At 62.6% G+C, this 19,094-nt stretch carries 15 protein-coding genes; 7 read left to right on the forward strand and 8 right to left on the reverse strand.

What is annotated here, in order from left to right; translation table 11 throughout:
- Positions 1 to 125: 125 nt before the first annotated feature.
- The 3 genes from LIX93_RS02625 to LIX93_RS02635 all read right to left on the reverse strand — a co-directional run bounded on the left by LIX93_RS02625 (position 126) and on the right by LIX93_RS02635 (position 5,811).
- Entirely contained in the window at positions 126 to 1,712 is a 1,587-nt protein-coding gene (locus LIX93_RS02625) for an ABC-F family ATPase (RefSeq protein WP_226502450.1), read from the reverse strand.
- A gap of 567 nt (positions 1,713 to 2,279) precedes the next feature.
- Positions 2,280 to 4,766 (reverse strand): autotransporter outer membrane beta-barrel domain-containing protein, encoded by a 2,487-nt coding sequence (locus tag LIX93_RS02630; protein WP_226502451.1) that lies wholly within the window; start codon positions 4,764 to 4,766, stop codon positions 2,280 to 2,282.
- Positions 4,767 to 4,902: 136 nt separating this feature from the next.
- The gene (locus LIX93_RS02635; RefSeq protein ID WP_226502452.1) at positions 4,903 to 5,811 is read right to left on the reverse strand and encodes a Ku protein; all 909 of its coding nucleotides are present in this window, start codon (positions 5,809 to 5,811) and stop codon (positions 4,903 to 4,905) included.
- Positions 5,812 to 6,163: 352 nt separating this feature from the next.
- On the opposite strand from LIX93_RS02635, the gene LIX93_RS02640 reads away from it, so the two are divergent.
- Entirely contained in the window at positions 6,164 to 6,436 is a 273-nt protein-coding gene (locus tag LIX93_RS02640; protein ID WP_226502453.1) for a DUF1652 domain-containing protein, read from the forward strand.
- A 99-nt stretch (positions 6,437 to 6,535) separates the two neighbouring features.
- On the opposite strand, the gene LIX93_RS02645 is transcribed toward LIX93_RS02640, so the two are convergent.
- Positions 6,536 to 6,811: a peptidylprolyl isomerase gene (locus LIX93_RS02645; protein ID WP_226502454.1), complete on the reverse strand. Its 276-nt coding sequence runs from the start codon at positions 6,809 to 6,811 to the stop codon at positions 6,536 to 6,538.
- Positions 6,812 to 6,849: 38 nt separating this feature from the next.
- On the reverse strand, positions 6,850 to 8,553 hold the full coding sequence (locus LIX93_RS02650; RefSeq protein ID WP_226502455.1) for an ATP-binding protein: 1,704 nt from the start codon (positions 8,551 to 8,553) through the stop codon (positions 6,850 to 6,852).
- An 85-nt stretch (positions 8,554 to 8,638) separates the two neighbouring features.
- On the opposite strand from LIX93_RS02650, the gene LIX93_RS02655 reads away from it, so the two are divergent.
- Positions 8,639 to 9,796 carry a PilT/PilU family type 4a pilus ATPase gene (locus tag LIX93_RS02655; RefSeq protein WP_226502456.1) on the forward strand — a complete coding sequence of 386 codons (1,158 nt, stop codon included), beginning with the start codon at positions 8,639 to 8,641 and terminating at the stop codon, positions 9,794 to 9,796.
- A 114-nt stretch (positions 9,797 to 9,910) separates the two neighbouring features.
- Here LIX93_RS02655 and LIX93_RS02660 read toward each other — a convergent pair whose 3' ends face one another.
- The 3 genes from LIX93_RS02660 to LIX93_RS02670 all read right to left on the reverse strand — a co-directional run bounded on the left by LIX93_RS02660 (position 9,911) and on the right by LIX93_RS02670 (position 13,507).
- On the reverse strand, positions 9,911 to 10,681 hold the full coding sequence (locus tag LIX93_RS02660; RefSeq protein ID WP_226502457.1) for a 3-hydroxybutyrate dehydrogenase: 771 nt from the start codon (positions 10,679 to 10,681) through the stop codon (positions 9,911 to 9,913).
- A gap of 85 nt (positions 10,682 to 10,766) precedes the next feature.
- Complete coding sequence (locus LIX93_RS02665) at positions 10,767 to 11,702, reverse strand: class I SAM-dependent methyltransferase (protein ID WP_226502458.1); 936 nt, start codon at positions 11,700 to 11,702, stop codon at positions 10,767 to 10,769.
- A 122-nt stretch (positions 11,703 to 11,824) separates the two neighbouring features.
- Positions 11,825 to 13,507, reverse strand: a complete 1,683-nt coding sequence (locus tag LIX93_RS02670) for an AMP-binding protein (protein WP_226502459.1) — start codon at positions 13,505 to 13,507, stop codon at positions 11,825 to 11,827.
- Between the two features lie 246 nt (positions 13,508 to 13,753).
- On the opposite strand from LIX93_RS02670, the gene LIX93_RS02675 reads away from it, so the two are divergent.
- From LIX93_RS02675 to LIX93_RS02695, 5 genes are all read left to right on the forward strand, one after another.
- Entirely contained in the window at positions 13,754 to 14,080 is a 327-nt protein-coding gene (locus LIX93_RS02675; protein WP_226502460.1) for a thioredoxin family protein, read from the forward strand.
- 195 nt (positions 14,081 to 14,275) lie between these two features.
- A complete protein-coding gene (locus LIX93_RS02680) occupies positions 14,276 to 15,073 on the forward strand; it encodes a helix-turn-helix transcriptional regulator (RefSeq protein ID WP_226502461.1) in 798 nt (265 codons plus the stop codon).
- A gap of 79 nt (positions 15,074 to 15,152) precedes the next feature.
- The gene (locus LIX93_RS02685; protein ID WP_226502462.1) at positions 15,153 to 16,112 is read left to right on the forward strand and encodes a zinc-binding alcohol dehydrogenase family protein; all 960 of its coding nucleotides are present in this window, start codon (positions 15,153 to 15,155) and stop codon (positions 16,110 to 16,112) included.
- Between the two features lie 145 nt (positions 16,113 to 16,257).
- On the forward strand, positions 16,258 to 17,931 hold the full coding sequence (locus LIX93_RS02690; protein ID WP_226502463.1) for an MFS transporter: 1,674 nt from the start codon (positions 16,258 to 16,260) through the stop codon (positions 17,929 to 17,931).
- Positions 17,928 to 19,091 (forward strand): HlyD family secretion protein, encoded by a 1,164-nt coding sequence (locus LIX93_RS02695; protein WP_226502464.1) that lies wholly within the window; start codon positions 17,928 to 17,930, stop codon positions 19,089 to 19,091. The genes LIX93_RS02690 and LIX93_RS02695 overlap by 4 nt, the downstream gene beginning before the upstream one ends.
- Positions 19,092 to 19,094 lie beyond the last annotated feature (3 nt).

Raw genomic sequence — 19,094 nt, forward strand, 5'->3', positions numbered from 1 at the left:
GGCGTTGTCCGACAAGAAAGAAAAGCACCGCGTTGACGCATGCCCTGTGGGAGCGGGCCCTGCCTGCGAAGCGTTGAAAGCTTCGCGGGCAGAGCCCGCTCCCATGGGATTTCAGGTATCAGACGTTAGAACGCTACACCCTGGCTGCGTAGGTAGTCATCGTACGTGCCACTGAAGTCGGTCACGCCGCTTGGGCTCAGCTCGATGATGCGAGTGGCCAGCGACGACACGAATTCACGGTCGTGGCTGACGAAAATCAGCGTGCCGGGGTAGTTTTCCAGCGCCAGGTTGAGCGCCTCGATGGATTCCATGTCCAGGTGGTTGGTCGGTTCGTCCATGATCAGCACGTTCGGCTTTTGCAGGATCAGCTTGCCGAACAGCATGCGGCCTTGCTCACCACCGGAGATCACCTTCACCGACTTGAGGATCTCGTCGTTGGAGAACAGCATGCGGCCCAGGGTGCCACGAATCATCTGTTCGCCTTGGGTCCACTGACCCATCCAGTCGAACAGCGTGACGTCGTCTTCGAAGTCGTGCGCGTGATCCTGGGCGTAGTAGCCCAGTTCGGCGGCGTCAGTCCACTTGATGCTACCGGCATCCGGGGTCAGTTCGTCGACCAGGGTACGCAGCAGGGTGGTCTTGCCGATGCCGTTCGGGCCGATGATGGCTACGCGCTCGCCTGCTTCGACCTGGAAGCTGAAGTCCTTGAACAGCGGCTTGCCGTCGAAGCCTTTGGCCATGCGCTCGACGATAACCGCCTGACGGTGGAGCTTCTTGTTCTGTTCGAAACGGATGAACGGGCTCACACGGCTCGAAGGCTTGACCTCGGCCAGCTGGATCTTGTCGATTGCCTTGGCGCGAGAAGTGGCCTGTTTGGCTTTTGAAGCGTTGGCCGAGAAGCGGCTGACGAAGGATTGCAGTTCCGAAATCTGCGCTTTCTTCTTGGCGTTGTCCGACAGCAATTGTTCGCGGGACTGAGTAGCCACGGTCATGTATTCGTCGTAGTTGCCCGGGAACAGGCGCAGCTCGCCGTAGTCCAGGTCAGCCATGTGGGTGCACACGCTGTTCAGGAAGTGACGGTCGTGAGAGATGATGATCATCAAGCTGGAGCGCTGGGTCAGAATGTTTTCCAGCCAGCGGATGGTGTTGATGTCCAGGTGGTTGGTCGGCTCGTCGAGCAGCAGCACTTCAGGATCGGAGAACAGCGCCTGGGCCAGCAATACGCGCAGCTTCCAGCCGGGCGAGACTTCGGTCATCGGGCCAAAGTGCTGTTCCAGGGGGATACCCAGGCCCAGCAGCAGCTCACCGGCACGGGATTCGGCGGTGTAGCCGTCCATTTCGGCGAATTCGGTTTCAAGCTCGGCGACGGCCATGCCGTCTTCTTCGCTCATTTCCGGCAGCGAGTAGATGCGATCACGCTCGGCCTTGACCTTCCATAGCTCTTCATGGCCCATGATCACGGTGTCGATCACGCTGAATTCTTCGTAGGCGAACTGGTCCTGGCGCAGTTTACCCAGGCGCACGTTCGGCTCCAGCATCACTTGGCCACCGGTCGGGTCGAGGTCGCCGCCGAGGATTTTCATGAAGGTCGACTTGCCGCAACCGTTGGCGCCGATAAGGCCATAACGGTTGCCGTTGTTGAACTTGACCGAGACGTTCTCGAACAGCGGCTTGGCGCCGAACTGCATGGTGATGTTAGCTGTGGAGATCAAAGGGCTTACCTATCAATAACGTAGAGAGCGCTGGGAGTGAAACTGAGCCCGCGTTGGGCCGATCTGCAATCTGTTCAGTTCGCTCCAGTCGGAGCATGAGCCCATTCAACGCGCAAAAGCCCACTGCAGCTGTATCTGCCGTGAGCTTTTTTATACCTGCGCGGGGTTGAAACCGGACATTTCGGCTATTGTCGCACAGCTGAGGCGACAGGGGTATGGCAGGGGCGGTGCCAAACGCCAGGCAAAGAAAAGCCCGCGATGGGGCGCGGGCTGAAGGGATCACACAAAGGAGTGACTTGAAGATGCGCCTGCGGGCGTGAACGAGTCGTGAAATGGATGTAGACAATTCGGAAACATCGACTGTTGACAAATCGCACGCAAGAAAAAGCCCGCGATGGGGCGCGGGCTAAAGGGATCACACAAAGGAGTGACTTAAAGATGCGCCTGAAGGCGTGAACGTGGCGTGAAATGGATGTAGACAAATCGGAACAGGCGACCTTTCGTCGCGCTCTTCACCGCTCTGTTGATCACGCTATTGATCGCGCGGTTGATCGCGCGGTTGATCGCCTACCAGGAGATCCGCAATCCCAAGGTGCCTTGCAGGGATTGCTCGGCCACGCTGTCGAGATTGCGGCTGTAACCGGCGCTCAAATAGACCTGCGTGCGGCTGTTCAGGCGCGCCGCGACACCGCCGCCCAGGTCCAGCGTGGTGCTGCGCTGGCGGGTGTGCAGGGTTTCGGCGTGGTCATAGGTGACGCCGTCGTCGCCACCCGAGGTGCGCCACAGGTCGGTACGTAGATAAGGCTGCATCGGTACGCCGCGGATCTGATAGTCGCCCAGCAGCCGTGCACCGAGGCGACCGCGCCACGTGGTCGGGTTATCGAAGCCCACCTTGGCGACTGCGTCATGGCTGGCGTCAAGGTCGACGCGTTGCGCGACCAGTTGCGCTTGTGGCTCGACCCGCCAGTGATCGCTGATGCGCAGGGGATAGCCGACTTCGGCGGACGCACTCACCCCATGGCCGTCCAGATTCAGGGTCAGGCCACGCTCTGAGCGGCTGCGACCATCATAGCGAGTGCCCATCAGCACCAGATCCAGATATTGCTCCTGGGGGCCGATCAGGCTCCAATAGGCCCCCAGGCTGTCCCCATCCAGACGCAACCGCCCAGCGTGGGTGTTATCGAAGCCCAAGGCAAAGCCTTTGACGTCGCCGCTCATGTGCGCATGGCTGACGAACACCCCGGCGCGCTGCCAATAGCCATCGTCATTCAAATGGGCATACAGGTCGTGGCCCACCTGATAGCCATCGATGCTGGCGTTCAGGCTCGGCGCCGCGTCGCCGGCCCAGCTCTGACGCAGGCTGTTGCCGAACACCCGGGCCCAGCCGGCAGGAACCCATCCAGCCTCGTGCAACAGGCGCTGGCTGCCCTGGCGCTCGTGGAAAGTCCCCAGGCTGGTTTGTGCCAGCAGCGCCGCGGCAGGAGGGATGACGCTGTACAGCGGCACCTCGACGCGATAGAGAGCGATGCTTTGGCCAGCGGCGGCCGCCGGCAAGGCGGGGGTGCCGACGGCCGCGATCGGCGCACTTTGCGCCACGGGCTCGGCAGGTGTCGAGGGGTCAGCCGAATCGCCAGGCGTGCTCGGCGTGCTCGGCGTCGCCGCCACCGGCAGGGCCACCACGCTGGAGCGCAAGTACCAGCTGTTCTCGCTGCCGGCCGTGATGCCGCCCTTGAACAGATAGTATTGATACGCGCCGGCGGACACCGCGCTGGCCAGGGAAAAGGCACCGTTGCTGCTGCTTGCACCGTTATTGGCCTCGACCACCTGGATGCCGTTGGCGGTAGTCAGGGCACCGGTGCCATTAAGGTTGACCACGCTAATTGCCGTGCTGCCGCTCAATGTTCCTTGGGACACCACCAGTCGGTCGGACGCGGCACCGTCGCCCGCGAGTACGCTTTGCAACCGTAATTGGCCATTGCTGCCGACATAGTTGCCAACGATAGTCAAGCGATCGTCGGCGCGGCTGCCGCTGGTGGTCAGGTCGATAAGCCCGGCGTTATCGACGCTGACGTTCTGACCCGCGGTAAACGGAGCGACGCCGCCCTGGCTGGAGCTCAATACGCTGGTGCTGTCGATCCCAAGGTTGCCGGTGCCAGTGCCACTGTCGCCCAGCACCAGTCGGTCATCCAGGTCCAGGGTCGAGCCGTTGTCGAGGTTGACCTGCTCGAAATTGCTGTAGCGCGCACCGGAGCGGCTGGTGGTGCGATCAAAGGTCAGGGTGTCGATGCCCGTGCTGCCGTCGATCCCCGCGCTGCTAGCCAGCAGGCTCTCGGTGAGGCCGCTGAGCAGCACGCTGTCGGTGCCGTCGCCCATTTGAATGGTGCCGGCGATGGTGCCGCCGTCACGCCAAATGAAGCGGTCGTCGCCAAAGCTCATCAGGATGTTGCCGCCCACGCTACCGCCGCTCACGGTGACCACGTCATTGCCACCGCTGACGCTGATATTGCCGCCGATACTGCCGCCGCTGACGGTGACGGTATCGAGCCCGAAACCGGTCACCAGGTTACCGATGATGCGTCCCCCGGACAGATCGAAGACGTTGTTGTCGAGTTTCATGTCGACACGGCCGATAGTGCCGCCGCTCATGGCAGCCACATCGCCATCTTCGAAGGCACCGACGATGGTGCCGCCGGTCATGCGGAAGGTGTCGCGGCCGTCGCCTTGAGCCAGCGACGCGATCCGGCCACCGGTCATGATGAAGTCGTCGATATCAGCCCCCTGGCTGACGGCGCCGCCGATGGTGCCGGAGCCGATACTGATCTGGTCGGCGCCAGCGCCGAAGGTCACCGCGCCGGTGATGGTCCCGCTGCCCCCTGCGGGCAGGGTCAGCCGGTTGTTGCCCTGCAGGTCGGTGAGGCTGGGCGCGGTGCCGCTGTCGCACACGTAAGCGTCATCGCCAAGGGTAGGAGAGAAGCTGCAGGCGCCGTAGGCGGCCTGGGTCAACACTGCCAATGAGGTCAGGGTCGCCAAACCTGAAACTTTCAATACACGCATCCGCTCGCCTTCCTTGTTCAAAGTTGGGAGCGGTTCACTGCGAATAGACCGGCAGCTCCATACCCAGAGTTCTTGTCGTCCTCAGGTATAGGCGTACATCAATCCAGATACAAACTAGTAGTTTTGTGAGCTTGACTCAGGAGGCTTTTTTTGCTCTGCGGGTCGCCGGCTTCGCAGCCGGCGCGGCTTTGGTAGCACGCTTGCGCGGTGCGGCGGCTTTAGCGGGAGCTTTGTCCTTGGCCGCCTTGGTGGCGGGTTTGCCGCCCAGGCTGCGTTTGAGCAGCTCCGTGAGGTCGATGACATCTGCGGTTTGACGCGCGTCTTCGGGATCGCCGGTCTCGACGTCCTCGATCTTGCCGTCGCGAGCCTTCTTGTCGACCAGGGCCATGATCTTTTCTTCGAATTGATCGACGTAGTCCGCCGGCTGCCAGTCGCCGCTCATATCGTCCACCAGGCGTTGCGCCATGTCCAGCTCGCGCTTGCTGAGCTCGGCTTTTTTCACCGCATCGCCGAGCTCCAGCACCGCCAGCTCGCGCACTTCGGCAGGCCAGCGCAGTTTCACCAGTACCAAGGCATCATCCAGCGGCATGACCGCCGCCAGATATTGCCGGGTGTGCAGCACCACTTGGGCCAGGGCGACCTTCTGGCTGCGGATCAGGGTTTCGCGCAGCAGCGCATAGACTTTCTCGCCACGCTTATCGGGCGCCAGGAAGTAGGGCGTATCGATGTTTTGCAGCGGGATCTGGTCGCTGGCGACGAAGGAAAAGATCTCGATGGTCTGGGTCGAGACCGGGTGGGCTGAGCGAATTTCCTCTTCGCTGAGCACGACGTACCGGCCTTTTTCGTATTGCACACCCTTGACGATGTCCTCCTTGTCCATCTCCTCGCCCGTGACCTTGTTGATGCGCTTGTAGCCGACCGGGTCCATGCTGCGTTTGTCGAGCCAGTCGAAATCGACGCCCTTGGAGGCCGTGGCCGATACCAGCGCCACGGGGATGTGTACCAGCCCGAAACTGATCGCGCCTTTCCAGATTGCCCGTGCCATTGCCAATACCTTTCGCCAGAGTGGAAGTGATGAACAGGTGACATTCAGGTGCGGCCACAAGTTGCAGATGCTTCGCTTTGGCGCGCACGGCCATGCAAATTGCAGGGACGAAATTCGGCCATCGTGCAATGCGCATGCTGGCTTTTTAGCAAAGTCTCAAGTTTATGGCGCAACCCATTGATATATATAGCGCAGATGAACGGTATTAGCGTAGGCATGGAACCTGCTGCTATACAGCAAGAGTCCACGGACGCGTTCATGTCGAACGAGCACTGGTGACAGTTAGGCTGCGGTTTGCCGCCTCTGTTCCCCGCGGGTGCCACGGACTCTGAAATTACAAGGAGATGTCGCTATGCTGTCCACTTTAGAACTTCGCAACATTATTGAAAGCAGCTTTCTGCCCATGCGCTGCCAATGCACCCAGGCTCAGGATAAATCCCTGACGGTACGGGTGTACGATCAAAAGACCGATCACATCGACTTGACGGTTACCGGCATCAGCACCCAATCCTTGACCAGCAGCCGCGCCATTTCCAACTTGGTAGCGGGCCTGCGCAGCAATTTGGCCATCAATCACCAAAAAGGTCGCATCGAACAAGCCAAGCGCGCCAGCGCCAGCCTCTGACGCGCCACCCGACCCCGGGCCGATAACAGACGAGCCGCCGATACTCTCAAGTGTCGGCGGCTTTTTGCTGTTCAGGGGTTCTCGCGAGGCCTCGCAGGATCAATCCCGGTAGAACACCTGCACCAGGTGATAGCCGAACTTGCTCTTGACCGGGCCGTGCACTACGCGCAGAGGCTTTTTAAAGATGATCTGGTCGATAGCGCCGATCATCTGCCCTGGCCGTATCTCACCCAGATCGCCACCGCGCTTGGCTGAAGGGCATAGGGAGAATTTTTTCGCCAACACATCGAAGGCTTCGCCTTTGGCGATGCGTTGCTTGAGTTGTTCGGCCTCGTCGCTGGTCTTGACGAGGATGTGCCGGGCTTGTGCTTTCATGGGCGTGCTTGCTTTGTCTGGAGGGGGCGCGCAGGGGGCTACGCGTTGATCATGTCGCGAATCTTGTTCGCCAGGACGTCAATGGTAAAGGGTTTGGCGACCATGTCCGTAGCGTCGTCGAGAAAATGTTGCTTTTCGGCGGCTTTTTCGGCGTAACCGGTCATGAACAGTACCTTGAGCCCCGGCCGATGCTGGCGGGCGATCTCCGCCAACTGCCGGCCATTGAGGCCCGGCAACCCGATATCGGTGACCAGCAAGTCGATACGCAACGAGGATTCGAGCAGCGGTATGGCCGTGCGCGCATCGGCGGCGGGGTGACCACGGTAGCCCAGTTCGTCCAGCACGTTGAGCACCAGCATGCGCACCGCTTGATCGTCCTCGACCACCAATACGCTTTCGCCCTGCTGGGCGCGGGGGATGTTCTCTGGGGTCTGCAGCACGTTTTCGACCTGCACGGCATCGGCATGACGCGGCAGGTAGAGGTGCACCCGGGTCCCTTGGCCGACCGTGCTTTCGAGGCTGACGTGGCCCCCTGATTGCTGGGCGAAACCGTAGATCATCGACAGCCCCAGGCCGGTGCCCTGGCCGGTAGGCTTGGTGGTGAAAAACGGGTCGAAGGCTTTGGCCAACACCGCTGGCGACATCCCCGAGCCCGTGTCGGTGACACTGATCATCACGTATTCGCCGGGCGCTACCGGCTCCAGGCCCAATTGACGCAAGCTGCCATCGAGCACGCAGTTGGCGGTCTCGACGCGCAGGACGCCACCGTCGGGCATGGCGTCGCGGGCGTTGATGACCAGGTTGAGCAGGGCGTTTTCCAGTTGATTGGCATCGGTGTCGACGGGCCAGATGTCGTGGCCGAAGCGGATGCGCAATTCGATGTGTTCGCCTTTGGTGCGGCTTAGCAACTCTTCGAGTGAGTGGACCAATTGATTGGGGTCGATGCGCTGGCGATCCAGCGACTGGCGGCGCGAGAACGCCAACAGTCGATGGGTCAGGGCGGCAGCACGTTGCGCGGAGGTCACCGCGGCCTCGGCGAAGCGGGAAATCTCGGCGCTGCGGCCATTGGCGATGTAACGCTGCATCAAATCCAGGCTGCCGATGATGCCGGTGAGCATGTTGTTGAAGTCATGGGCGATGCCGCCGGTCAACTGGCCCACGGCCTCCATCTTCTGGGCATGGCGCAGGGCGTCCTCTGCGCGCTCGCGTTCTTGCATTTCTTCGTGCAACCGCTGATGCATCTCGGTGCTGGCCTCGGAGCGCCTTTGCAGTTCAGCCTGTACCTCAAGGCGCGCATTGGCGTCGATGGCAGTGACCAGAATGCCGCTGATCTGGCCACTCTCGTCGCGCACCGGGCTGTAGGTGAGGTCAAGCCACACCTGGGCTTCATGGTCGCCGCGCGGTAATGAAAAGCCTTGCTCGACATAACTGCGCACCTCGCCGCCGAGCACCGCCTGGTAGATCGGGTCGGTGAACGGCCGCAGCTCCGGCCAGATCAGATCGACCGGTTGTCCGAACGCACGGGGATGCTTGCTGCCTGCCAGCAGAGCGAAGCTATCGTTATATAGCTGGCACAACTGTGGCCCCCACAGCAGCAGCATCGGCATCGGGCAGTGGATGATCATATCCACAGCGGTGCGCAGGCTCTGCGGCCACTGCTCCAGCGCTGGCAGGGGACTGGCGCTGGCATGTAGCCTCGAAATGAGCGTGGCCGCCATGCCGCCCTCGGACAATCCTTTCATTGCATTACCCTTTATTTGCACGTTGGCCTGAAAAACCGCCAAGCTATAGCTTACTTCCTATCGATTGCCGCGCGGACTTTGCCCCATGGATATCCAGGCCCTGTTGAAAACCCTCGTCAGCCAGGACGGCTCCGATCTCTATCTGTCCACAGGGGCGCCGCCTTGTGCGAAGTTCAATGGCGTACTCAAGCCGTTGAGCAGCGAATCACTCAAGCCAGGCGAGATCGCCGCCATTGCCATGGACATCATGGACGCCGAACAGCGCCTGGAGTTCGACCGCGATCTGGAAATGAACCTCGCGCTGTCGATGCACGGCGTCGGGCGGTTTCGGATCAATATCTTCAAGCAACGCAACGAAGTGTCGATCGTCGCCCGCAACATCAAGCTCGATATCCCCAAATTCGAGGACCTCAAGCTGCCGCCGATCCTGCTCGACGTGATCATGCGCAAGCGCGGGCTGGTGCTGTTCGTCGGCGCCACGGGTTCTGGCAAGTCGACTTCGCTGGCAGCGCTGATCGATTATCGCAATCGCAGCAGCAGCGGCCACATCATCACCATCGAAGACCCGGTGGAGTATATCCATCGCCACAAGAAGTCGATCATCAATCAGCGCGAAGTCGGCGTCGATACCCGCAGCTTCCAGGCGGCGCTGAAAAATACCCTGCGCCAGGCCCCGGACGTGATCCTGATCGGCGAGATCCGCGACCGCGAGACCATGGAGCATGCGCTGGCCTTCGCCGACACTGGCCACCTGGCGATCTCGACCTTGCACGCCAACAACGCCAACCAGGCGCTGGACCGGATCATCAACTTTTTTCCGGAAGACCGCCGCCCGCAATTGCTCAATGACCTGGGCAACAACCTGCAGGCGTTCGTGTCCCAGCGGCTGGTCAAGACCGTCGACAACAAGCGGCGGGCGGCGGTAGAGGTGATGCTGGGCTCTTCGACCATTCGCGACCTGATTCACCGTGGCGAATTCAGCGATCTCAAGGGCATCATGGAAAAGGCCGGTAACCAGGGCATGCAGACGTTCGACAGCGCGTTGTTTGATCTGGTCGTCGAAGGCGCTATCGACGAGGAAGAAGCGCTGAAGAACGCCGATTCGCAGAACAACCTGCGCCTGCGCCTCAAGCTGCACGCCGACGGCGGCGCCACCCATACCTCGGCCCCGGCGGCGCCTACGCCGGTGAAGGAATTGCCCAAGGGCGACTGGGGGCTGGTCAACGACGAAGAGCAGGTGTGATTCGAGATTTGCGTTGATGCATCTGGCCTTTTCGCGGGCAAGCCTCGCTCCCACGGCGTCAATTGTGGGAGCGAGGCTTGCCCGCGAAGAGGCCAATCCGGCTGACATCAGAACTCAGTGCGCCAGCCAGCCCCCGTCGACATTCCACGCCGCCCCGCGGACCTGGTTGCCGGCCTCGCTGCACAGGAACAGCACCAGCTCGCCCAGGTGGCTGGGGGTGACGAACTCCAGTGACGGTTGCTTCTCGGCGAGCAGTTCGTGTTGCGCCTGCTCAGCGTCGACGCCCTTGGCGATACGCGCATCGATCTGCTGTTGCACCAAGGGCGTCAGCACAAAGCCTGGGCAGATGGCGTTACAGGTGACCTGGGTGGTAGCGGTTTCGAGGCCGATGACCTTGGTCAGACCGATTACACCGTGCTTGGCTGCGACATAGGCGGCCTTGCCGATCGAGCCGACCTGGCCGTGCACCGAGGCGATATTGATGATCCGCCCCCAGCCACGCTCACGCATGCCGGGCAGGCTCAGGCGGCTGGCGTGAAACACCGACGACAGGTTGATCGCGAGGATGGCGTCCCATTGCTCGACCGGGAAATCTTCGACCGCGTCGACGTGCTGGATACCGGCGTTATTGATCAAGATATCGATGCCGGCAAAGTCGTCGCGGGCGTAGTCGATCATTGCGGCGATCTGCTGCGGATCGCTGACATCAGCCGGGTGGTGACCGACTTGCGTGCCATGCGCGGCCACTTGCGCGATGGCCGCGCTGGCATCGCCAAAGCCATTGAGGATGACATTGGCGCCGGCCTTGGCCAGGCACAGTGCGATGCCCAGGCCGATGCCGCTGGTAGAGCCGGTGACCAATGCAGTCTTGCCTTTCAGAATCATTGCCTGTCTCCCGTCGTTGTTATCGTTCTGAGTGCTGTCTTTGTAGCAGCTGCGCGGGAAATCTGCCGTGTTCCATCGGAGATCGCTACTCGGCGAATACCAGGGCCTTGAGCCCGGCTTCGGGGTCGATGTCGACGAACTCCGGCGGATTTTCCAGGCGCTGCCGGAAGCGCAACTGCGGTGCTTCGGTGGCCATGCAGTCGATCAGGAAGTCCGCGCCCACCTGCGGGTCGTTGAGGCAGGCCAGTACCTGACCGCCCGCGCTGAGAACTTCCGGCAGGCGGCGCAGGACCTTGCGGTAATCGTGAGTGAGAACGAAGCTGCCTTTCTGGAATGACGGTGGATCGATGATCACCAGATCGTAAGGCCCGGCCTTGATCACCTTGCCCCAGGACTTGAACAGATCGTGGCCCATGAAGCTGACCTTGCTCAGGTCGTGATCGTTGAGGCGGTGGTTGTCGCGTCCGCGGCTCAAGGCGGCCTTGGCCATGTCGAGGTTGACCACGCACGACGCTCCGCCAGCGATTGCCGCCACCGAGAAGCCACAGGTGTAAGCGAATAGATTGAGCACCCGCTTGCCTTGAGCGTTGGCCTGTACCCACTGACGGCCGTAGCGCATGTCCAGGAACAGCCCGGTGTTCTGCGAGCGGCCGAGGTCCAGCTGATAGCGCAGGCCGTTTTCCTCGATCACCCAAGGCGAGATGATTTCGCCGAGCAGGCATTCGGTAGGGCTGGCGGGCAGGTAGCGGTGTTGCAGCAGCACGGCCTTGCCGCCTGCCAGGGTCCAGGCCGGTTGGGCCGCCCACTGCAACAGCAAGGTCTTGAGCGCCTGCAGCTGCGGGGCCTGCGGCTCGCGAAACAGCGACACCAGCACCATGCCTTGCAGCCAGTCCACCGTCACCTGCTCCAGCCCCGGCCAGCGTTGCCCGCGACCGTGCAGCAGGCGCCGAGCCTCGCCGGTGGGCTGGGCGAGGGCGAGGTCGAGGTGTTGCTGCAGCACGGTCAGGGCGTCGGGCGTCATGGATAGTGTTCACAGGCAAAAACAGGGGCGCGCATTCTAGCGGGTTTGACGCAAATCGGGTGGCTCCTCCCGTGGGAGCGGGCTCTGCCCGCGAAAGAGCCCGCTCCGACAAGGCACGGAGTTCAGCTGTGGAAATCCTCTTCGAAATATTCCTGGTCGCGGCGCACCGCCGACTCGCGCACCCGCGCCTCAAGCAGGCGCAGCTCCACCCGACGAATCTTGCCGGAGATGGTCTTGGGCAGCTCGGTGACGAACTCCAGGCGTCGCACGCGCTTGTAGGGTGCGAGCTTCTCGCGGGCGAACACGAACAGCAGGCGGGCCAGGTGCGCGTCGGCCTCGACGCCCTCGGCCAGAATCACAAAGGCCTTGGGCACCGACAGACGCTGGGGATCCGGGCTTGGCACCACGGCCACTTCAACCACGGCCGGGTGCTCGATCAGCAGGCTCTCCAGTTCGAACGGGCTGATGCGGTAATCCGAGACTTTGAACACATCATCGGCGCGACCAACGAAGGTGATGTAGCCGTCGCTATCGATGGCGGCGGTATCGCCGGTGCGGTACACGCCGCCGCGCATGGCGTCGGCGGTCTTGTCGGGGGCATCGGCGTAGCCCAGCATCAGCCCCATTGGTGCGCCCGACAACGGCAAGGCCACTTCGCCTTCGCTGGCAGGCTGGCCATCAGGGTCGAGCAGCGTGACCTGATACCCCGGCAGCGGCCGGCCCATGGACCCCGGCTTGAGCAGCTGGCCAGGACTGTTGCCCACCAGCGCGGTGGTCTCGGACTGGCCGAAGCCGTCGCGCAGGTTCAAGCCCCAGACGGCCTTGATATGTTCGATGATTTCCGGGTTCAGCGGCTCGCCGGCCCCGACCAGTTCGCGCAGCTGCCCCTGCCGGCCGTTGAGGTCGAGCTGGATCAGCATTCGCCACACCGTGGGCGGTGCACACAGGCTGGTGATGCCATGTTGCGCGATGATCTCCAGCAGTGCCGCCGGGTTGAAGCGCGGGGTGTTATGAATGAACACGCAGGCGCCGGCGTTCCACGGTGCGAACACGCAGCTCCAGGCATGCTTGGCCCAGCCGGGTGAGGAGATGTTGAGGTGAATGTCTCCTGGCTGCAGGCCGATCCAGTACAGCGTCGACAGGTGCCCCACCGGGTAGCTCTGCTGGCTGTGCAGGACCATCTTCGGCTTTGACGTGGTGCCCGACGTGAAATACAGCAGCGCCGGGTCAGTGGCCAGGGTAGGGCCGCTGGGGACAAAACTGAGCGGATAGTGACGGGCGTCTTCATGATCGATCCAGCCGTCCATCCGGGCGCCGACGCTCAGGCGCGTGTAATCACCGGCCAGGTCCGCAAACTTGTCGACCCACTCGCTGCCCGCCACGACATGGCGGACCTGACCGCGATCGAGGCGGTCGCGCAGATCCTCGGTGGTCAGCAAGGTGGTGGCGGGGATCACGATCGCGCCCAGCTTGAAGGCTGCCAGCAGCGTTTCCCAAAGCGCCACATGGTTGCCGAGCATCACCAGCAATCGATCGCCGCGCTGCACCCCCAGCCAGCGCAGGTGATTGGCGACCTGATTGGAACGCTGCGAGAGTTGCTCGAAGCTGTAGCGGTTGGATTGGCCGTCGTGCTCGACGATCCACAGCGCCGTGGCGCCATTGCCGCTGGCCATGTCATCGAAGTAATCGAGCGCCCAGTTGAAATGGGTCAGTTGCGGCCAGCGAAAATCCCGGGCGGCGGTGGCGTAGTCGGTGCGGTGGGCAAGCAGAAAGTCTCGAGCGGCGATGAACTCGGGGCAGGGCATGGCGGTGTCCTATTTTTATTATTGTGCTCAGGTGCGGGAAGCGGGAGGCCAGCCTCAAGCCGCAACCTGCAAGCTAGTACAGGTTAGGCCAGCAATACGTTGTTCAAGCAGGTAAATCTGCCGATTGGTTATGCAAAATAGCTCGAGGCTTGCCGCTTGCAGCTCCCTGATCCCTGCGAATCCAGGGAACGTCAGGCCCGGCGTGAGCTCCAATGAAGTAATGCCCCGGTCACTCAAGGAACCACCATGCAGGACACCTATAGCGCAGATCAACCCGACCGCACCGACGTCAACGCTCACAAGGGCCCTGCGGTGATCGAGTTCGGCACGAACTGGTGTGGCCATTGCCAGGCTGCGCAACCGTTGCTCAAGCAAGTATTTGCCGACTTCCCGCAAGTGCACCACCTGAAGGTCGAGGATGCCAGCGGTCGCCCATTGGGGCGCTCGTTCAGGGTCAAGCTGTGGCCTACGTTGATCTTCCTTCAGGATGGCCAGGAGGTGTCGCGCCTGGTGCGGCCAACTCGGATCAGCGATATCGAGGAAGCTTTCGAGCAACTGACCCACGAGGCCTGATCGCCGCTGACGTCGTACCCTGCCTATAGCGAGGGGGCTTGCCCCCGAAAGCCCCAACGCATCAGCAGCACGGCCACGGACGTTGCGTATTCGCAGGCAAGCCCCGTGGCAGTCGCGCGCCAGGGTGATCTTTACCCGCCGCCAACAGTGATATCCTGCTGGCCGTAAACTCCTGACGCCCGCGATCTCGATACCATGGCCCTCGCCGCACCCCCAGACTTGAGCGACCCCTCCGTCCCGGTACTGCCCCTGGCGCGCACCTATGCCCGTGGGCATTTCACCGAGCCGCATTGTCATGATTGGGGGCAGGTGCTGTATGCGGTGTCCGGGGTGATGTGGGTCGAAACGCCGCGCGAGGCCATCGCGGTGCCGCCGCAACGGGCGGTATGGCTGCCGCCTGGCGTGCTCCATGGGATCCGCGTGGTGTCGGACCTGCAGATGCGCAACATCTATCTGCGACCCGCCCTGGCGGCAACGCTGGATGGGCAAGTGCGGGTGCTGGAGGTCAACGGCCTGCTGCGCGAACTTATCGTCGGGTTGGTGGCACAGGCTTATGATCCCTTGGGCGCGGCCACCGGCGCCGAGCCGGATTATTACGAAGCGCTGGTCGGTCTGGCCTTGCTGGAGCTCAAACGTGCTCAGCACCGCGGGGCGAGTATCCCCATGCCCGAACACAGCGACCGGCGGCTGCGCAGCCTGTGCCAGGCGGTGATCGACTCGCCTTCGCTGGACATCTCTTTCGAGCAGCATGCCGAGCAGGTCGGTGCCAGCGTGCGCACCCTGGCCCGGCTGTTTCAGGCAAGCATGGGTGTCGGCTTTGCCCAATGGCGCCGTCAGGTGCAACTGGCCACGGCGACCGCGCAGTTGCTGCAAGGGTTGCCCGTGAGTCGGGTCGCGCACGCCCTGGGCTATTCACCCAGCAGTTTCAGCGACATGTTCCGCCGCGAGCGCGGGATGTCGCCCTCGGCCTTCATGCTGGAAACTGGCCGATAAACCGAAGCTCTTGGCCGATACCCCCTGTGAAGCCGCCATACACTGGCGCCACAGTCAATCGACCCAAGGAGCAACCCCCATGCAAGCCCTGCAATTTTCCCGCACTGGCGACCTTGCCGCGGTGCAATGCGTTGAAGTGCCCGTACCCGTGGCCGCACCTGGGCAATTGCTGGTGCAGGTCAAGGCGGCCGGCCTGAACCCCAGCGATGTCAAAAATGTGCTCGGGCGCTTTCCCTACACCACCTTGCCGCGCATCCCTGGTCGCGACTTTGCCGGGGTGGTGGTCGAGGGCCCCCAGGAGTGGGTTGGTCAGGAAGTCTGGGGCACGGGCAGCGATCTGGGGTTTTTCAATGATGGCTCCCACGCCGCCTATTTGACCGTGCCCAACGGCGGGGTCGCGCGCAAGCCGCAATCCCTGAGCTTCGCCCAGGCCGCCAGCCTCGGGGTGCCTTATACCACGGCCTGGGACGCCCTTGAGCGCAGCGGCGTGATCGCTGGCACACGGGTGCTGGTGATCGGAGGCAACGGTGCGGTCGGCAGCGCGGCATTGGCCTTCGCCAGGATTCGTGGTGCTCAGGTGCTGGCGGCGGTACGCAAGCCAGAGCAGGCACAGGCGTTGCGCGCCAAGGGCTATGAAACCTTGGTGCTGGACCAGCCCGAAGGCCTCGGCGCCCAGGTGCACGCCGTGTTCGAGGGCGGTGCCGAGGTGATTTTCGATACCACCGGCTTCTGGTTGCCAGCTGCGGTCGGCGCCCTGGCCAAGTTCGGCCGTATCGCCATCATCGCCGCCCCGGTGGAGGGGTATGTGCAGCTGCCGGCGCTGGGGCTGTACCGCAAGGGTGGCTCGGTGGTCGGGGTCAACTCGCTGCTGTACGACTGCGCTGCCTGTGCGCGGATGCTCGAGCACTTTGGCGGCTACTTCGATCAAGGCTTGCTGGCGCTGCCTGAAGGCCTGCTGGAAGTGCCATTGAGCGAGGGGCCGCAACGCTTTGCCGAGGTCAATGCGGGCAGCAGCGACAAGGTGATTCTGATTCCTTGACGTGCGGCTGAGCGCAAGTGTGCGGCTTCCGGCCGGCCGGGGCGTTCGACATCCAAGGTGCGGGCCAGTGAAGGAACGTTGGCAAGCCGACGCTGCCTGAGGTCTACTACGCGTGTGCATACACGCTCGTCGACAAGGTCACCGGATGGATCGCTACGCCCCTCACCAATGGCAACCCCACGAACGGCCGAGCATGCCTGGTTCGCCGTCGACGCCGCTGCATTCCACCCCTAAACGTTATGCCTTTGCCGCCGTCGGATTGCTGGTCGGGATTACCGGCGGCCTGGGCAATGCACTGGTCACCGCCAATCTGGTCTACCTGCAAGGCGCGCTCGGAGCCACCACGGCGGAGATGGCCTGGCTGCCGGCGGCCTATGTCATGACCAACGTGTCGATGAACCTGCTGCTGGTGAAATTCCGCCAGCAGTTTGGCCTGCGCGCGTTTACCGAGGTGTTCCTGGCGCTGTATGCGTTGGTGACCTTTGCGCACTTGTTCGTCAACGACCTGGAGTCGGCAATTGCCGTGCGGGCCGCCCACGGCATGGTCGGCGCGGCCCTCAGCTCGCTGGGCCTGTATTACATGATCCAGGCCTTCCCGGCCAAGTGGCGGCTCAAGGCGCTGGTACTGGGATTGGGCACGGCGCAATTGGCTATCCCCCTGGCCCGGTTGTTTTCCGAAGATTTGCTGCAGATCGCCGAATGGCGCGGGCTGTATCTGTTCGAACTGGGCCTGGCATTGTCTGCTCTGGGCTGCGTGTTGCTGCTCAAGCTGCCACCGGGGGACCGCTTCAAGACGTTCGAGAACCTCGACTTCCTCACCTTCGCCTTGCTGTCCACCGGCGTCGGGCTGCTGGTCCTGGTGCTGTCGCTGGGGCGCATCGACTGGTGGCTGGAGGCCCCCTGGATCGGCTGGGCCTCGGCAGCTTCCATCGCCTTGATCCTGGCCGGCCTGTGCATCGAGCACAACCGCACCAATCCGCTGCTGATGACCCGTTGGTTGGGCAGTGGACCTATCTTTCGCCTGTTTTTGGCGGTGTTGTTGATCCGCATGGTCACGTCCGAACAATCCACTGGCGCGGTAGGTTTCATGCAGTACCTGGGCATGAGCAGCCAGCAGTTGCACAGTTTGTACGTGGTGATGCTGATCGGCGCCGTGGCTGGCCTGGTGACCAGCGCCCTGACCATCCACGCCGATCATTTGTTCATGCCGCTGCTGGTGTCGCTGGGCATGATGGCGATCGGCGGGGCGCTGGACAGCTTCTCGAACAACCTCACGCGCCCGGCCAATATGTACCTGAGCCAATTCCTGCTGGCGTTCGGCAGCACATTCTTCCTTGGGCCGACAATGGCCCTGGGGGTGCGCAATGTGGTCACCAATCCGCGCAATCTGGTCAGCTTTTCGGTGATGTTCGGCATCAGCCAGAACCTCGGCAGCCTGGCGGGCGCTGCACTGCTGGGCACCTATCAGATCGTGCGGGAGAAATACCACTCCAGCTACATCGTCGAGCGCCTGGTGCTGGACAATCCCCTGGTGGCCGCGCGAGTGCAAAGCGGCGCCAACAGTTACCTGGCGAGCATCCCCAATGCTGCGGCGCGCAACCTGCAAGGCACCAGTTCACTGGCCAGTGCCGCCACGCGTGAAGCCAATATCATGGGCTACAACGACGTATTTGCCTTGATCGCGATTATCGCCAGCCTCACGCTGGTGTGGCTGAGCATTCGTGTGCTCTGGCTCAAAAGCACGACTCGCAGAGCCGCCGCAGCGGCCCCTATGACGACCTCGACCTCGACCACGACCCCTGGCGCCCGCACTTCATGACCGAACCGACCAGTACGACCACCAACGCCATCGCCGCCACCCCGGAAGGACAGACTCCGCCCCCCGCAGCCGCGGCCACCGAGCCGCGCTCGCGGCGCACACGGCTGCTGTCGACCTTGTTGTTCGGTGGCGTCGCCCTGGCCGGCGTGCTGATCGTGCTCTACGCCTGGCAGCTGCCACCGTTCAGCAGCAAGATCGAGTCCACCGAAAACGCCATGGTGAAGGGTCAGGTCACTGTCATCAGCCCGGAGACCTCCGGGTATGTGTATGAAGTGGCGGTGCAGGACTTTCAGTTCGTCAAGGCGGGGGACTTGCTGGTACGCATCGACGATCGCACCTACACCCAGCAGCTGGATCAGTCCCTGGCTCAGGTGCAGGTGCAAAAAGCCGCGCTGGACAACAACACCCAGCAGCAACGCAGCGCCGAGGCCACCATCGCCTTGCGCCAGGCCGCCATCGCCGACGCTCAGGCGCAGGCTGACAAGAGCGCCGCCGACCTGCGCCGCAATCAGGCGCTGATCACTGATGGTTCGGTGTCCCGCAGCCAGCTCGATGTGACCCGCGCTGCCAACGCCCAGGCGCTGGCGGCGGTGACTCAGGCCAAGGCCAATCTGGAGATCGCCCGTCAGGACCTGCGTAGCACAGTGGTCAATCGCGGTTCGCTGCAGGCTTCGGTCGCCAACGCCGAGGCGGCGGTGCAACTGGCACGTATCAACCTGTCCAACACCCGCGTGACGGCGCCGCGTGATGGCCAGCTGGGGCAGATTGGTGTGCGCCTCGGCGCTTATGTGAGCGCCGGCACGCAGTTGATGGCGTTGGTGCCCGATACCTTGTGGGTGATCGCCAACCTCAAGGAAACCCAGATGAATCACGTACAGGTCGGGCAGCCGGTGACTTTCACGGTCGACGCGCTGGACCACCAGCGGCTGCGCGGCCATGTGCAACGCATCGCACCGGCGACCGGTGCGGAGTTCAGCCTGTTGCAGGCTGATAACGCCACCGGCAACTTCGTCAAGATTGCCCAGCGAGTGCCGGTGCGCATCAGCGTCGATGCCGATCAACCCCAGGCGCAACGCTTGCGCCCGGGGTTGTCGGTGGTGGTGAGTATCGATACTGGTTTTGTGGTGGAAAGCGATCGCGGTGAGACGCCACAGCCGTAAGGG

The sequence above is a fragment of the Pseudomonas sp. MWU16-30317 genome (genome assembly GCF_020515695.1).
Taxonomy (GTDB): domain Bacteria; phylum Pseudomonadota; class Gammaproteobacteria; order Pseudomonadales; family Pseudomonadaceae; genus Aquipseudomonas.

Bases quoted from the DNA above. Each gene is read 5' to 3' on its own strand.
- LIX93_RS02680 (WP_226502461.1), top strand. From the start codon at position 14,276: ATGGCCCTCGCCGCACCCCCAGACTTGAGCGACCCCTCCGTCCCGGTA.
- LIX93_RS02630 (WP_226502451.1), bottom strand. From the start codon at position 4,766: ATGCGTGTATTGAAAGTTTCAGGTTTGGCGACCCTGACCTCATTGGCA.
- LIX93_RS02640 (WP_226502453.1), top strand. From the start codon at position 6,164: ATGCTGTCCACTTTAGAACTTCGCAACATTATTGAAAGCAGCTTTCTG.
- LIX93_RS02685 (WP_226502462.1), top strand. From the start codon at position 15,153: ATGCAAGCCCTGCAATTTTCCCGCACTGGCGACCTTGCCGCGGTGCAA.
- LIX93_RS02665 (WP_226502458.1), bottom strand. From the start codon at position 11,702: ATGACGCCCGACGCCCTGACCGTGCTGCAGCAACACCTCGACCTCGCC.
- LIX93_RS02695 (WP_226502464.1), top strand. From the start codon at position 17,928: ATGACCGAACCGACCAGTACGACCACCAACGCCATCGCCGCCACCCCG.
- LIX93_RS02645 (WP_226502454.1), bottom strand. From the start codon at position 6,811: ATGAAAGCACAAGCCCGGCACATCCTCGTCAAGACCAGCGACGAGGCC.
- LIX93_RS02675 (WP_226502460.1), top strand. From the start codon at position 13,754: ATGCAGGACACCTATAGCGCAGATCAACCCGACCGCACCGACGTCAAC.
- LIX93_RS02635 (WP_226502452.1), bottom strand. From the start codon at position 5,811: ATGGCACGGGCAATCTGGAAAGGCGCGATCAGTTTCGGGCTGGTACAC.
- LIX93_RS02670 (WP_226502459.1), bottom strand. From the start codon at position 13,507: ATGCCCTGCCCCGAGTTCATCGCCGCTCGAGACTTTCTGCTTGCCCAC.
- LIX93_RS02650 (WP_226502455.1), bottom strand. From the start codon at position 8,553: ATGAAAGGATTGTCCGAGGGCGGCATGGCGGCCACGCTCATTTCGAGG.
- LIX93_RS02655 (WP_226502456.1), top strand. From the start codon at position 8,639: ATGGATATCCAGGCCCTGTTGAAAACCCTCGTCAGCCAGGACGGCTCC.
- LIX93_RS02690 (WP_226502463.1), top strand. From the start codon at position 16,258: ATGGATCGCTACGCCCCTCACCAATGGCAACCCCACGAACGGCCGAGC.
- LIX93_RS02660 (WP_226502457.1), bottom strand. From the start codon at position 10,681: ATGATTCTGAAAGGCAAGACTGCATTGGTCACCGGCTCTACCAGCGGC.